Genomic DNA, 14,296 nt, shown 5'->3' with positions numbered 1-14,296 from the left:
TTAGTAAATACAAAGATAGCAAGGGCGACACCCATATTCCCAACGTTATTAAACATAACGCAGTTTTTTAAGGTTGCAATCTTAGCCATATCATATCCTTGCATCTTACCCACCACATCTGAAAGGATGGAGTTTAATATGAGTACACAGAGCGCACAGAATACAATCTCCAAAGTACCTGAGTTAAGTTTAGCTTCATACATCGCTCGAAATATAAAGGTAGGTAACAATATATAAAAGTTTAGTTTACTCAGCGTATATAGATCGAGTTTAAATTTTCTATCTAATATAAATCCCACGCCTATAAGTACTAAGATAGGGACCATAGAATTCATAAAAATATGGCCTACTAATTCGAATAGATTCATCATCTCACCTAGAGTTTTTCTTTAATATATTAGTTAATATATAAGGCATAGTTTTAGTTTATCGTATAACTATATGTAGTAAATATACAGTTGTTTTATATAAGCTGTAAGTGAATAAGTTTTCTAAAATATTTTTATCCTTTGTAGTATTATCATACCATAGTATCTATTGTTTGGGGCTTAAAAATTTATCGATTATAATTACTTATCATAATCATCAGAAATATCTATGTAGAATGTGATTTTAGTATACGATTTCAACCATCGATTTATAGTATAATATGTATATATCGTATATTTTAGTTTGTTAGTATGCGAAGTGTCTCTAGGTATTACCATGGCTTTTACAGTATGGCGTTTTAAGGGATGCACAGGAGGAATTATGAAACGAATTTTATTAGTATTAATGAGCGTTTTCATGCTTGCCTTTTTAGTGGGTTGTGGTAATGATGCAAGTAAACCAACTGAGTCGGCTAAACCAAGCACATCTGAAAAGATTACTGTACAAGCTGCAGCAAGCCTCAAAGGTGCTCTTACAGAATTGGCTGATGCTTACAAAAAAAGCCATAACTTAGCGGATGATCAAATCGCTATTAATTTTGCAGGCTCTGGTACATTACGTCAACAAATCGAACAAGGTGCACCTGCTAGCTTATTTATCTCTGCTGACGAAAAAAATATGAAAATGTTACAAGAGAAAGATTTAGTAACTGATGTAAAACCATTCGTAACTAATGAGCTCGTTCTTGTAGTTCCAAAAGGCCAACCTAAGGTTGAGCTAAATCAAATCGCTACAGTAAAGCGTATCGTATTGGGCAATCCTGAAACAGTACCAGCTGGTAACTATGGTAAACAAGTATTAACAAAACTAGGCGTTTGGGAACAGGTAGAACCTAATGTAGTATACGCTAAAGATGTAAAAGCTGTAACAGCTTCCATTAGCCAAGGTGCTGGAGATGCTGGTTTCATCTATAAAACTGATGCTATCGCAGCGGGCGATGCAGTTGAAATCTCTGCAGTAACACCGGCTGATTCCCATGATCCGGTTATCTATCCAATCGGTATTATCAAAAAATATGACAACGCATTGGCAAAAGACTTCTACCAATACGTAATGAGTCCAGAAGGCCAAAAAGTATTAGAAAAATACGGTTTCTCTACTTCTAAATAAGAGTAAAGCGCTAGCTTTCAGGGCTAGCGTTTTCTTATGATACAATAGAGATATTATTGATATTACTAATCTTATGATTGCTCACTGTATGCTTTTTTTAACTCATTTGTAGTGATGACTGATTAATAATCTAACATATGATATGATTTTGGGCATATAATTTGTTTGAAAAGTATTTTTGAATTAGTGGATATAGCACATACTTTAGAGTTGTTGTGTATAGAAAGGAGGCGTGACATGAGTCCATTATGGCTGTCGCTATGGGTGGCAAGCATCGCTCTTATTATAGTTATTTTAAGTGGCTTAGCGACTTGTTACTGGATGAACCGTTGTAAGTGGGGTGGTATTGCCATTCTTGATGCACTTATTACCTTGCCACTTGTACTGCCTCCTGTAGTCGTTGGTTTTGCATTACTTATGGTATTTACTCCAGGTTATGCGTTTGGTGCTTGGCTTGAAGCTCATGGTATGAGTGTTGTTTTTGCTGCATCCGGTGCCGTGATAGCCTCCTCTGTAATTGCATTTCCGCTGTTTTATCAAACGGTGCGTTCAGCATTGCAATCCGTCGATCATAATATGGAGGACGTAGCGCGTACATTAGGTGCTTCAGAGTTACGTATCTTCTTTACTATCTCCGTACCACTCGCTTGGAAAGGTATTCTGACGGGCAGTATTTTAGCCTTCTGTCGTGCTATGGGCGAGTTCGGTGCTACCATTTTGATTGCAGGCAATATTCCAAAGGTAACGCGCACCATGCCACTTGCTATTTACTCTTACGTAGAGGCAGGGCAGTACATGGATGCTTTTGAATTAGTTATCTATATTTGTGTGCTTACATTGGCATTGTTGAGTGGGATTCACCTCATCACAAAGGGGTCCTTGTTCCGTCATATTGATAATAATTAGGAGGTCCGATGATTACATTTTCCTTTACCGTAGCTAGACCTTCTGTGACTGTGAAAGCTGATGGGGTACTTCCTTCTGGTATTACCGTTTTGACAGGTCGATCTGGCAGTGGTAAAAGTACTTTCATCAAGTGCATTGCAGGGCTTGTAAAACCAACTACAGGTAGTATTCAATGTGATGAAACGACGTGGATGGATCGAGATAATAAGATTTGGGTTCCCGCTCAAAAACGTCAGGTAGGCTATATGCCACAAGGCAATATCGTGTTCCCGCATTTGTCTGTGGAACATAATATTACCTATAGCAAACGAGGCACACCTGACATGTGCAATAGTCTATTGCAGCGTTTAGGCCTTGAGAAATACCGAAAAACGAAGGCGGGCAGCCTGTCTGGTGGCGAACAGCAACGAGTTGCTTTGGGGCGTGCGCTCTACTCTAAACCGACTATCTTGCTTCTCGATGAGCCTTTATCTGCACTAGACTGGAACTTGAGAAAACAAGTACGTGAAGACTTAGTCTCTATCATCCGCGAATGGAATGTTCCCTGTGTATGGGTTACCCATGATGAAAGCGAAGCCAAAATGGTTGGAGATCGGCACTGGACCTGTGAAGACGGAATTATTACAATTCCTAAATAAGGAGAAGTCTAATAAAAATATAAAACACCTTCATAAACCTTATCATATGATATATGCTATTCAACTTGAATAGGGTCTCATTATGATGACTATTTGTGAAGGTGTTTTTGCTATTACTATAATCTTTATTATTGATTTAGTATATGTACATTACGTTTTAGTTGTTGTTACTGTTTAATTTCTGCAGATGTGTGTGCTGTTTTACTTATAAATCCAATGATAGCTGTAACGACAAATGCCATTGTAAAGGTTGGTAATGTGGCACCTATTGTGCTTTCACTATGTAACATATAGTGGTATAAACCAACAGATACCGCCCAAATAAGACCTCGTACGAGATAAGCCGATAGTGTTTGTACTTGTTGGCGATTGATAAAGTAGTCCGCCAATAAGATGGCAATCATCGGCGCAAATACAGAGCCGATGAGGTATAGGAAGTCTGTAATATCATCCATTGGATATAGAATAGCTGCAATAGTGCCAACGATGGTAACAATAACTGCAATGCCCTTACTAGATGCACCATTATAGATTGTGGTGCTAGAAACACCTGCAGAGTAAGCGTCCATAAAGGTTGTAGTAACAGTAGAGAAGATAATTACGAGGAGCCCTGCTAGGCCAAGACCTGCATTCATCATAATGGTAATAATAGAGTCTCCACCGCCAAAGATGGCCGCACTAAGACCTAAGGTATACATAACGATACTTGTTATAGTGTAGACTGTAGCACTTGTAAGTGATGCGGAGAAAGGATTTTTGCTTTCGCGGGTATAATCACTGATGAGAGGTAGCCAAGATAGTGGCATGGCAATCGATAACTCAAGAGCAGCGATGAAACTCATGTTTCCGCTAGTTAGAAGGCCACTTTCACTAGGCCACTGCAATATCATATGCGTGCCCATGTAGAGGGTGAGGCCTAGCAATAGAATGGATACGATGGCTTGAATATAGCCCGTATTGTGGAGGCCGATGAAAAGCCACAGGATGACAAGCGCTCCGATAGCTATCGTCCAAACCATAGGGGATAGGGGTGCTAACTCTTGTAAGGCTAGCATAGCATCGTAAATCATTATGCTAGTCCAGCCGATAAGTTGAAGCATATTTAAAAAGGCAAAGCCTTTAGCCCCTAGTGGGCCAAAGCTGAAAGCGGTTGTATTCATACTGCCTTGCCGTAAACGTCCACCGATGAGGCCAGCTCCAAAGAGTAATATACCGCCGATGATATGCCCCAGTATGATGGCATATAGACCTTGGGTGAGTCCTAAGGGGGCCAGATAGGTACCGGTCATAATTTCCGCTATGGAAAGAGCGGCGCCAAACCATATCATGGCGAACTGTGGTTGTGTAATGTGTGTATGTTTCATACGTCCTCCTTGCCAGGAAGTCATAGAAAAAGCCGAGTCCCAAAAAGGAACTCGGCTATTAATCCTCTATGTTCCCTACGTTGGCATTATCCAAATCAGGTTATGGGTTAAAGCGTTAGCTTACTCTCAGCCCACTCTTGTGAGCACCCCGTTATGGCTTCATTATACGAGGTGCTACGGGAACCGTCAATTATTTTGTTGCATAGATTGTATAATAATGTTATAACTAGAGTATAAAAATATATTGCCACTAGGGGTGCTTTTGCTGAGATTGACCATTCAAAACCCTAGACCTGATCCAGATAATACTGGCGTAGGGAAGTGGAGTGAAACATAATACTAAACTATTACGAGACCATTCCATTTGGAGTGGTCTCGTTTTTATATGTTTGGAGGTATTATGAAAAAACTGATTATTGCTAGCATATGTGTAGCCTTAGGCGTAGTATTATCTACTACATCAATTCCTGTTGGGCCGGCTCGTATTTTTCCGTTTCAACATATGATTAATGTTATTTTAGCCGTTGTAGTGGGGGCAAGATTTTCCGTAGGTGCTGCCTTTAGTATATCTTGTTTACGGAATGTATTGGCCTTGGGGTCTCCGCTAGCATTCCCTGGCAGTATGATTGGTGCTTGGCTGTCTGCTTTTTTATATAAGAAATATAATGCTATGTGGGCGGCAGCTCTTGGTGAAGTCATTGGTACGGGTTTTATTGGTGCTCTAGTGAGCTATCCAATTGCCAATTTCTTGCTAGGTAAACCATTGGCTCTATTGACCTTGATTACATCCTTCTCTATGAGCTCTGTGGTAGGTGCTTGCATTGGTTTTGTGATATTACAAATCTTATCTCGTCGTAATCTATTACATAAGGAGGCATAATGAAATTACATACTGCATTGACAATTGCCGGTACCGACCCTAGTGGTGGCGCTGGCATTATGGCCGATTTAAAATCCTTCCAAAGTCGAAATGTATACGGCATGGCCGTTGTTACTTCTGTGGTGGCTCAAAATACAACGGGTGTACATCACGTAGAACACCTATCGCTAGAAAGCATAGAAAAACAGTTACACGATGTATATTCAGATATTACACCACAAGCCGTTAAGACGGGCATGATTGCTTTACCAGAGATGATGGATCTCATTTATCCTTATGTGAGTAAGAACATCCCTTATGTGATGGATCCAGTTATGATTGCCACCAGCGGTGATCGACTTGTATCGGATGAGGCTGTCGATTTCTTAAAATCTAAACTCATTCCTACTGCAACTGTTATTACCCCTAATCGCAGTGAAGCTGAGGTCTTAGCTGACATGTTTATTACGTGTGAAAGCGATATAACAACAGCGGCGAATTGTATCTTACAGGACTTAGGACCTCAAGTAGTTATTATAAAAGGTGGTCATATCGGCGAAGATGCAACAGATTATGCTTTCACTAAGGATGGTAGCGTCCGTACTTGGACAAGCCCTAAATATGATACGGTGCATACTCATGGTACGGGCTGTACCTTCTCTGCAGTGATTACGGCGGAGCTTGCAAAGGGCCGTGATGTAATGGATGCAATTGGCATTGCAAAGAACTATATTGCCCTTGCGATTAAGCATAATCCAGCACTTGGAACTGGCTGCGGACCTGTTAATCACATGGCTTATGGTTTATTGGCAAATAGTCCTCAAACGATGGATGAACTCTTGAAAAATGAGTAGAGGAGATGGTTATATGACCTATGAAAATCTATATATAAATAGTACAACTTGGTCCGAACTGAATATATTAGAGACTCTACGCAAAAGAAATCCGCTTGTTATTTGTATTACAAATGATGTAGTACGAACCTTTACGGCTAACGGTTTACTAGCCATCGGAGCATCACCCGTGATGAGTGAGTGTAGCGAAGATTTGAAAGACCTCATCGCCCATGCATCGGCGCTACTCATCAATATTGGCACTCTTACCCCAGACAAGGTTAGTTACTATAAAGATGCCATAGCACTGGCGAAGAAACATGAGGTTCCTATTGTTTTAGATCCAGTGGGCTGTCACGCCGGGGCGTATCGATTATCTGTAGTTTTAGACTTGATTAAAACTGATGCTATTTCGTTGCTACGAGGTAACCAAAGTGAAATCAAAGCAATCTATGATGCTCTTAATACAAATCATAAAGTTGATAGCGCGCTCTCTGGTAAGGGTGTAGATGGGGAACAAGTTGACGATAGCGCAATTATAACGTATCGTCTTGCACGCCAAATTAACTGTCCTGTCGTCGCAACGGGCGAAGAGGACTATGTTTCCGATGGAACTCGTGTGTTTGCGGTTCCTCATGGACATCCGATTATGACAGCGGTAACGGGGACTGGTTGTTTATTAGGTGCTGTGTTAGCTGCATTTTTTAGTTCCTATTGTCCATTCATGTATAACATGCCTATCGGTGAGTTTCTTGCGTATTCACTGGCATATTATGGTCTAGCTGGTGAAAGTGCGATTAAGGCGAGCGGCGTAAAACCTGGTAGTTTTAGTGTGGCATTTCTGGATGCCTTATATGAATTCGATGATACGATGCTTTTATCTGAAAGCCGAATACGGCCCGTAGTTGTGCCCGATCAATTAAAGGTATATTTTATTAGTGGTACACAAGATGTAGGTTTTAATGAAGGCCATTTACTAGGCATTGTTGAAGCTGCTTGTCGAGGTGGTGTGACCTGCTTCCAATTTAGAGAGAAGGGCATAGGAGCATTAGAAGGGCAACAAAAATTAGAATTAGCTCAGCAGTTAAAAGAAATCTGTGCCATGTATAATGTGCTTTATATTATTAACGATGATGTAGACTTAGCAGTGGCTGTTAATGCTGATGGTGTTCACGTAGGACAAGAAGATATGCCTTTAGAAGACGTTCGTAATCTTGTAGGGAATAAGGTCGTTGGTATATCCATTCATTCTGTGGAGGAACTTCATAAGACCGATGTAGTTTATGCGGATTGTGTTGGTGTAGGCCCTATGTATGCTACAAGTAGCAAGCCTGATGCTCAATTGCCGTGCGGACCTGAGCGCATTACTGAGTTACGAGCAGAAGGTTTAACATTACCATGCGTTGGTATCGGGGGTATTACCTTAAATAACGCAAAGCCTGTTTTGCAAGCAGGTGCTAGTGGAGTAGCCGTAATATCTGCTATTGCTCATGCAGATAATCCATATGAAGCAACACAACAATTTAAATGCTTGGTAGATAATATTAAGTGATATGTCTTTATAATTCTAGGATAGTAAATAGCAAGTACTATAAAAAGTAATGGAATAAAAATTATAGTAAATAGAACAAAAAATAGAAAAAAATGCAAACAAAAAGACGATGACTCATGTCATCGTCTTTTTGTTAAGGAAGTTGTCAGTACTTACTGTAAGTTTAAAATGTACTTACATGTATAGTTTCATTAAAATCTGTACTTACAGGTTGTTAGTTTAATTAGTATCGTACTTACAGATTAGATGGATTCAACAAAACGGTGGAAGAAAGCTTGTGGGTGAGCACATACTGGGCAAACTTTTGGAGCTTCTTCACCAACGTGTACATAACCACAGTTAGCACAGATCCATGCTACTGGTTGGTCGTTGTGGAACACTTTGTTACCGGATACTTGAGCTGCTAATGCAAGGTAACGAGCTTCATGACGAGCTTCGATTTTACCAACTTCGCGCATTTGGAAAGCGATTTTAGCAAAGCCTTCTTTTTCTGCTTCGTCAGCGAATTCTTTGTACATTGTAGTGTGTTCGTAGTTTTCACCAGCTGCTGCGTCGCGAAGGTTAGCTTCGATATCAGCGGAAACATCGCCACCATGAAGAGCTTTGAACCACAATTTAGCATGTGCAGATTCGTTGTGAGCAGTTTCTTCGAAATAATCAGCGATTTCGTTCATACCAGCTTTGCGAGCTGCGCTAGCGTAGAATGTATATTTTTGGAATGCTTGAGATTCGCCTGCAAATGCAGCTTGAAGATTTTTTTCAGTGTTTGTACCTTTTAATTCAGCCATTTTAATACTCCTTTGTACTTACAATTTTTTATAGATTATTACTTAACGTATATATTCATAACCACTTGGTTGTGAATGCAATGGAATAGAATACTTATTCTACAATTTCGAGGGCGACTTCGCCTTGGTAAGAAAACTTATTCTTAGATTAAATAGACACTTGCCTAACTCTTAAAATAGTACTTACTCATTTGTTTTTTCGGCACTTGCCGTCTTAACAGTTTTATATACAATGTGTTATCCGTATACTTAACGAATAATCATTGTTGACTATATTGTAACATACTAAATGAGAAATGCAAGTCTTTTTGTAAAATTTATTTCGAAAATTTTCTAAATGATAAATATTATCAATGCAGTAAAGATGCGGACTTATAAAGATTGAATAGTATGGGATTTATAAAAAATATCTATTTTGATATTGAGAATGATAACTAAATGAAAAATCATTATTGTTTAGTTATTGATATTGATTTCTTTCAATGTACTAATATTTTCTCATAAAATGTAATGTATAGTAAAAAATTTTTGTAAATTTTGCTGATTTTAAAGTAATATTTTTTACTATATCTTATAGTCTAGTCGTAACTATAAGATTGGTAGACCTTTTAAATTCGTGCATTATATAACGAGAGCATGTAACGAGAGTGAATACCTATAGTTATATAAGAGACGACTGAACTATAGAGTCAGAATATATTTATAGAACTAACTATTTTATGTATAATAAATATATAAATACTGACTAGAGTTAAAGGAGGCGCTATGGCATTTGTTAGATATTACGTAGGCGATGTAGTGAAGATGAAAAAATCACATCCTTGCGGCAGCGACGAGTGGGAAGTTAAGCGTATTGGCACGGACTTTCTCGTTGTATGTAATGGTTGTGGTCATCAACTCTTGATGCCGCGCCCTAAATTTGAAAAGGCAGTTAAGAAAATCGTATCTCGATTGCCGGAAAATGAGTAAGGAGGGCTTATGGTACGACTTACCGATTATGTGACAAGTGGAGGCTGTGCGTGTAAGATTGGGCCTCATATATTGAACCGTGTGCTAAAAGCTGTAACACCCGTTACTAACGAGCATGTTCTCGCAGATATGACTGGTGCCGATGATGCTGGAGTATATCAAATCTCTGATACCTTTGCATTGGTGCAAACCTTAGATTTCTTTACACCTATGGTTAATGATCCTGTTTTATTTGGTAAAATTGCAGCTGCCAATGCATTAAGCGATGTGTATGCTATGGGTGGCACTCCTTTAACGGCGATGAATATTGTAGGCTTTCCGGTTCCGCTCGTCGAGCAAGGTGTTTTGACGGATGTGTTAAATGGAGCTGGTTTGATTGTAGCTGAGTCTGGTGCAGCTATCGTAGGTGGACATAGCATTGAAAATAAGGAACCTATTTTTGGGATGTCTGTGACAGGACAAGTGAATCCAAATCAGATTTGGAAAAATAAAGGCGCCCAAGTAGGGGATGTGCTAGTATTAACAAAGCGTATCGGTACAGGTATTATGAATAATGCTCTGAAAGCAGGTTTATTCCCTGGAGGCACGGAACAGGCCGTTACTAGTATGAGTACTTTAAACCGTGTAGCGGCTGAGGTTGCACATAATTTTACAGTCCATGCTTGTACAGATGTAACAGGCTTTAGCCTTATGGGGCACTCCGTAGAAATGGCTAGTGCCTCTGATGTGACAATACACATTAAGGCTTACGATATTCCTCTCTTTGATGATGTCATTGAGGCAGCTCAAATGGGCTTAATTCCAGCTGCGTCTTATGGTAACCGCAAGGCTATAATTGATGTACAAGTAGATGAGGCTTTGGACCCTGTATGGACGGATATTCTCTTTGATCCACAAACTTCGGGTGGGTTGCTGTTCTCTGTGCCTGCCAATGAAGGTGAACAACTGGTAGAGGCGTTACATAAGGCTGGTATAGACTGTGCGGCTATAGTGGGTACTGTGGAAAGCTTCAGCGGTCTTGCTGTACGCGTGACAAAATAAAATCATAAAAGTTAAGTAATGTATAGTATAGTATTGATTTAGCTATTTATATAAATATTATTAGTTGATAGCTGATACTTTCATAAAACATATAATGTATATAAAGAGGTGCATAATGAGTAATACAAACGAATTAACTGTAGATGTACGCGGTAGTTTATGTCCAAAACCTGTTATTGAAACTAAGAAGGTAAGTGATGCGAATCCAAGTGCCATTATTACAACTATTGTAGATAATGAAGTGAGTCGCGATAATGTTGAGAAGTTTGGTAAGTCTCGTGGCTATGGTGTGGAAGTTCGCCAAGATGGGAAGGATTTTTATCTCACATTGACACCTAATGCGAATCCGGTAACTGAAGTTAGTTGTGAGCCCTTGAACTATGGTAATCGCGTCGTTTTGATGACAAAGGATTACCTTGGTGAAGGAAGTGAAGAGCTTGGTCGCAATTTGATGAAAACCTTCTGGGTATGCATGCTTGAAGCGGATGTGAAACCTGCTAAAATTTATTTTATTAATAGCGGTGTTAAGATGGTAGTAAATGATTCTATTCATTTGGAAAATATTAAAAAACTAGCTGAACTTGGTGTTGAAATTGCAGCATGTGGCATTTGTCTTGATTTTTATGGGGTAAAAGAAGAGCTTGGCGTAGGTAGTATTACAAATATGTATGCTATTACAGATTCTATTTTAGGCGATAATATTGTTAAGTTATAATTTTTAGTAGTATAGACTTTAACTTGTCGTGATTGATTGAATTCATATTTAAGTTTTATACTTAGTGAATAATAAATCTAAAACTTAGTAGTTATTTAGTAGTTATTAAGGAGGTGAGGCGTTGGACAATAAAAAATTACTTATAGTCTTTACATCCTATTATTTTGGGGATAAGGCAGACAAAGTATTAACAGAATTAGACGTGCCTCATCAATTGATGGCTACACCTCCGGAGCTTTATGATATGTGTGGTTTATCTATAGAAATAGAGCCGAGTATTGTTGATCAAGTTAAGGTCATTTTGAAAGAGCATAAAATTAGTACATCTGGCTTATTTTGGTATGAAAAAGGTGAGCTAGCAGTACCTTATAAAGCCTAGACAATGTCTAGGCTTTTTGGTTTTAGTGTCAATCTTTATATAATTTGAACGGTGAGTGTGGTACTATAGGAATATGATATTTTTTATCAATTATGGAGGTACATATGAGTAAGTATGAAATAGATAATATAAAATTAACAGCCCCTAAATTTGATCGAAAAGATTTAGAGTATGCTATGACCTATCGTTATGCATGTAAGAAATTTGATAGCACTAAAAAGATTTCTGATGAAGATTGGAATGCTATCTTACAGGCAGCGCGTTTGTCTCCAACATCTCTAGGCTTTGAGGCGTATCAGTTATTAGTCGTTCAAAACCCAGAGATTCGTGAAAAGATGAAAGCTCATGGTTGGGGTATTTTAGCTGGTCTAGAAGCAAGTCATTTGGTAGTGTTCTTAACACGTAAAAAGGTAGATTTAGAATTTGATTCTCCTTATGTACGCTATATTCAAGAAGAGGTTAAACAATTGCCTGCTGAAGTAGATGCTATTTATAAAGAAAAATATGCTCAGTTTACTACGGAAGACTATAAAACATTTGAGTCTGAACGTGCTGCTTTTGATTGGTCCTCCAAACAAGCATATATCGTTATGGCGAATATGATGATTATGGCTGCCTATGAAGGTCTTGACTCCTGTGCGTTAGAAGGCTTCAATCAAGATAAGATGACAGCCCTCTTAGGCGATGAATTAGGTCTCTTTGATACGAAGCACTTTGGTGTTGCTGTGATGGCCGCCTTTGGCTATCGCGATGAAGAGCCTCATCGAAATAAAACACGTCGTACAATGGATGAAATTGTTACTGTAGTTTAATCGATTGCGACTGTTATAACTATATCGAATTTCTTCATTTAATCTTTAGAAATGAATGTTATATTATAAATATACAGATTATTTATAATATTTATAAAGCCCGTATATTTTGGTAGGATATTATAAATATATTGATTAAATAGGAAGGAGTGATCGTATGTTATGGTCAATTATCGTTGGTGGTTTTATCGGTTTTCTAGCAGGTGCTATCACTAACAAAGGTGGTGCAATGGGGATCATTGCCAATGTTGTTGCTGGCTTAATTGGTTCGTCGGTAGGTCAAGCAATATTTGGCACATGGGGACCAAGTCTTGCTGGTATGGCATTAATTCCTTCTGTTTTAGGTGCAGTAATTGTTGTTGCTGTTGTTTCGTTTTTCTTTGGAAAAAAATGATAGCAATTTCTTTGTAAAAATATAGGTAAATAGCTAAAAGCATTTTACATGAAAGGATTCATAATAATGGCATTAGAAGATAAATTAAACCAAGCTAAAGGTGCATTAAAAGAGAATGCAGGTAAATTAACTGGTGACAAAAAATTGGAAGCAGAAGGTGCTGTAGAAAATACAGCTGCAAAAGTTAAAGACATTGCACATGATGTTGCTGAAGATTTCAAAAAAACAGCTGAAGATGTTAAAGATGCTGTAGACGGTGCGATTAGTGGCGTTAAAAATGTTCTCCACAAAGATGATAAATAATTTTAAATAACAGGCTATAATTAGCAATAAAAAACCAGTAAATCATAGGATTTACTGGTTTTTGTTATATACATTTGTTTATACATTGAAGCGGAAGTGTGTTACATCGCCGTCTTTCATAACGTACTCTTTACCTTCAAGGCGTACAAGGCCTTTTTCTTTAGCCGCGTTTTGGCTACCGCAAGCCTGTAAGTCATCAAAGGATACGATTTCAGCACGGATAAAGCCTTTTTCGATATCAGAGTGGATTTTACCAGCTGCCTGAGGAGCTTTTGTACCGTTTACGATTGTCCATGCACGAGCTTCCATTTCACCAGCTGTGAAGTAGTTGATGAGGCCTAACAGCGCATAGCTTGCTTTGATAAGTTTAGTTAAGCCAGATTCTTCAAGACCGAGATCTTCGAGGAATGCAGCGGATTCTTCGTCGGATAATTCAGCGATTTCAGACTCGATGCGAGCAGAGACTACAACAATGCCAGCACCTTCATTTTTAGCGTATTCTTCAACGCGTTTTACGTTTTCGTTAGCGGAGTAATCAGCCACTTCGTCTTCAGATACGTTAGCTACAAATAGGGATGGTTTAGCAGTGAGCAAAGTTAATTCTTTGATCATTTCTAATTCGTCTTCGTTAAGACCTTGTGCACGAACTGGTTTAGCTTCGCCAAGACCTTCGATGATGCGCTCTAACAATGGCAATTCCGCACGAGCGTCTTTGTCGCCGGATTTAGCGATTTTCTCGATACGTTGTTTGCGTTTTTCTACAGACTCAAGGTCAGCAAGGCAAAGCTCAGTATTGATGATTTCGATATCTCGAATTGGATCGATGGAACCAGCAACATGAGTGATGTTAGGGTCTTCGAAACAGCGAATAACTTGAGCAATTGCATCTACTTGGCGGATGTGGCTAAGAAATTTATTACCTAAACCTTCACCTTTAGAAGCGCCTTCAACGAGGCCTGCAATATCCACAAAGCGCATAGCAGCAGGGAGAATGCGTTTGGAACCAAACATTTCAGCCAACACGGCTAAACGACTATCTGGAACATCTACGACACCTACATTTGGCTCGATTGTACAGAATGGATAGTTGGCAGCTTCAGCGCCCGCTTTTGTAATGGCGTTGAATAATGTACTTTTACCAACATTTGGAAGGCCTACGATGCCTACTTCTAAATTTGTGCTCATGGTACCACCTTTTATTAAC

Annotated in this window: 16 protein-coding genes, 1 pseudogene and 2 riboswitches; of the genes and pseudogenes, 13 read left to right on the top strand and 4 right to left on the bottom strand. The window is 38.9% G+C overall.

Features of this window, described 5'->3' with window-relative positions; translation table 11 throughout:
* A pseudogene (locus Q0507_RS01255) lies at positions 1-368 on the bottom strand (transporter); the annotation flags it as partial.
* 382 nt (positions 369-750) lie between these two features.
* On the opposite strand from Q0507_RS01255, the gene modA reads away from it, so the two are divergent.
* From modA to Q0507_RS01240, 3 genes are all read left to right on the top strand, one after another.
* The gene (gene modA / locus Q0507_RS01250; RefSeq protein WP_012863881.1) at positions 751-1,539 is read left to right on the top strand and encodes a molybdate ABC transporter substrate-binding protein; all 789 of its coding nucleotides are present in this window, start codon (positions 751-753) and stop codon (positions 1,537-1,539) included.
* 237 nt (positions 1,540-1,776) lie between these two features.
* The gene (gene modB / locus Q0507_RS01245; RefSeq protein ID WP_012863882.1) at positions 1,777-2,445 is read left to right on the top strand and encodes a molybdate ABC transporter permease subunit; all 669 of its coding nucleotides are present in this window, start codon (positions 1,777-1,779) and stop codon (positions 2,443-2,445) included.
* 8 nt (positions 2,446-2,453) lie between these two features.
* Entirely contained in the window at positions 2,454-3,083 is a 630-nt protein-coding gene (locus Q0507_RS01240; RefSeq protein ID WP_298711202.1) for an ATP-binding cassette domain-containing protein, read from the top strand.
* Between the two features lie 167 nt (positions 3,084-3,250).
* On the opposite strand, the gene cytX is transcribed toward Q0507_RS01240, so the two are convergent.
* On the bottom strand, positions 3,251-4,447 hold the full coding sequence (gene cytX, locus Q0507_RS01235) for a putative hydroxymethylpyrimidine transporter CytX (RefSeq protein ID WP_298711199.1): 1,197 nt from the start codon (positions 4,445-4,447) through the stop codon (positions 3,251-3,253).
* Positions 4,448-4,502: 55 nt separating this feature from the next.
* Positions 4,503-4,608, bottom strand: a riboswitch (TPP riboswitch).
* Positions 4,609-4,689: 81 nt separating this feature from the next.
* A riboswitch (TPP riboswitch) is annotated at positions 4,690-4,784 on the top strand.
* Positions 4,785-4,847: 63 nt separating this feature from the next.
* Between cytX and thiW the strand changes: the two genes are divergently transcribed.
* The 3 genes from thiW to thiM are packed head-to-tail and all read left to right on the top strand — an operon-like array spanning position 4,848 to position 7,691.
* Positions 4,848-5,327: an energy coupling factor transporter S component ThiW gene (gene thiW / locus Q0507_RS01230; RefSeq protein WP_298711196.1), complete on the top strand. Its 480-nt coding sequence runs from the start codon at positions 4,848-4,850 to the stop codon at positions 5,325-5,327.
* Entirely contained in the window at positions 5,327-6,160 is an 834-nt protein-coding gene (gene thiD, locus Q0507_RS01225) for a bifunctional hydroxymethylpyrimidine kinase/phosphomethylpyrimidine kinase (protein WP_298711194.1), read from the top strand. Before thiW ends, thiD begins: the two co-directional genes overlap by 1 nt.
* Before the next feature lie 13 nt (positions 6,161-6,173).
* A complete protein-coding gene (gene thiM, locus Q0507_RS01220) occupies positions 6,174-7,691 on the top strand; it encodes a hydroxyethylthiazole kinase (RefSeq protein ID WP_298711191.1) in 1,518 nt (505 codons plus the stop codon).
* A gap of 242 nt (positions 7,692-7,933) precedes the next feature.
* Here thiM and rbr read toward each other — a convergent pair whose 3' ends face one another.
* On the bottom strand, positions 7,934-8,479 hold the full coding sequence (rbr, locus tag Q0507_RS01215) for a rubrerythrin (RefSeq protein WP_298711189.1): 546 nt from the start codon (positions 8,477-8,479) through the stop codon (positions 7,934-7,936).
* Between the two features lie 765 nt (positions 8,480-9,244).
* On the opposite strand from rbr, the gene Q0507_RS01210 reads away from it, so the two are divergent.
* The 7 genes from Q0507_RS01210 to Q0507_RS01180 all read left to right on the top strand — a co-directional run bounded on the left by Q0507_RS01210 (position 9,245) and on the right by Q0507_RS01180 (position 13,092).
* Entirely contained in the window at positions 9,245-9,448 is a 204-nt protein-coding gene (locus Q0507_RS01210) for a DUF951 domain-containing protein (protein WP_295817514.1), read from the top strand.
* A 9-nt stretch (positions 9,449-9,457) separates the two neighbouring features.
* The gene (selD, locus tag Q0507_RS01205) at positions 9,458-10,489 is read left to right on the top strand and encodes a selenide, water dikinase SelD (RefSeq protein WP_298711186.1); all 1,032 of its coding nucleotides are present in this window, start codon (positions 9,458-9,460) and stop codon (positions 10,487-10,489) included.
* Positions 10,490-10,604: 115 nt separating this feature from the next.
* On the top strand, positions 10,605-11,204 hold the full coding sequence (gene yedF / locus Q0507_RS01200) for a sulfurtransferase-like selenium metabolism protein YedF (protein ID WP_298711183.1): 600 nt from the start codon (positions 10,605-10,607) through the stop codon (positions 11,202-11,204).
* 121 nt (positions 11,205-11,325) lie between these two features.
* Positions 11,326-11,583, top strand: a complete 258-nt coding sequence (locus tag Q0507_RS01195) for a DUF3343 domain-containing protein (RefSeq protein ID WP_298711176.1) — start codon at positions 11,326-11,328, stop codon at positions 11,581-11,583.
* A 104-nt stretch (positions 11,584-11,687) separates the two neighbouring features.
* Entirely contained in the window at positions 11,688-12,395 is a 708-nt protein-coding gene (locus Q0507_RS01190; protein ID WP_298711173.1) for an NAD(P)H-dependent oxidoreductase, read from the top strand.
* Positions 12,396-12,552: 157 nt separating this feature from the next.
* Complete coding sequence (locus tag Q0507_RS01185; RefSeq protein WP_295817525.1) at positions 12,553-12,789, top strand: GlsB/YeaQ/YmgE family stress response membrane protein; 237 nt, start codon at positions 12,553-12,555, stop codon at positions 12,787-12,789.
* 66 nt (positions 12,790-12,855) lie between these two features.
* The gene (locus Q0507_RS01180) at positions 12,856-13,092 is read left to right on the top strand and encodes a CsbD family protein (protein WP_298711169.1); all 237 of its coding nucleotides are present in this window, start codon (positions 12,856-12,858) and stop codon (positions 13,090-13,092) included.
* Between the two features lie 78 nt (positions 13,093-13,170).
* Here the strand turns inward: Q0507_RS01180 and ychF are convergent, their stop codons facing one another.
* Positions 13,171-14,277 carry a redox-regulated ATPase YchF gene (gene ychF / locus Q0507_RS01175; protein WP_298711207.1) on the bottom strand — a complete coding sequence of 369 codons (1,107 nt, stop codon included), beginning with the start codon at positions 14,275-14,277 and terminating at the stop codon, positions 13,171-13,173.
* Between the last annotated feature and the right edge of the window lie 19 nt (positions 14,278-14,296).

Origin of the sequence: uncultured Veillonella sp., from assembly GCF_938010505.1 — a bacterium.
GTDB lineage: Bacteria > Bacillota > Negativicutes > Veillonellales > Veillonellaceae > Veillonella.
The sequence above is the reverse complement of the archived record's forward strand: the minus strand, read 5'-3'. Positions and strand labels throughout refer to the sequence as shown.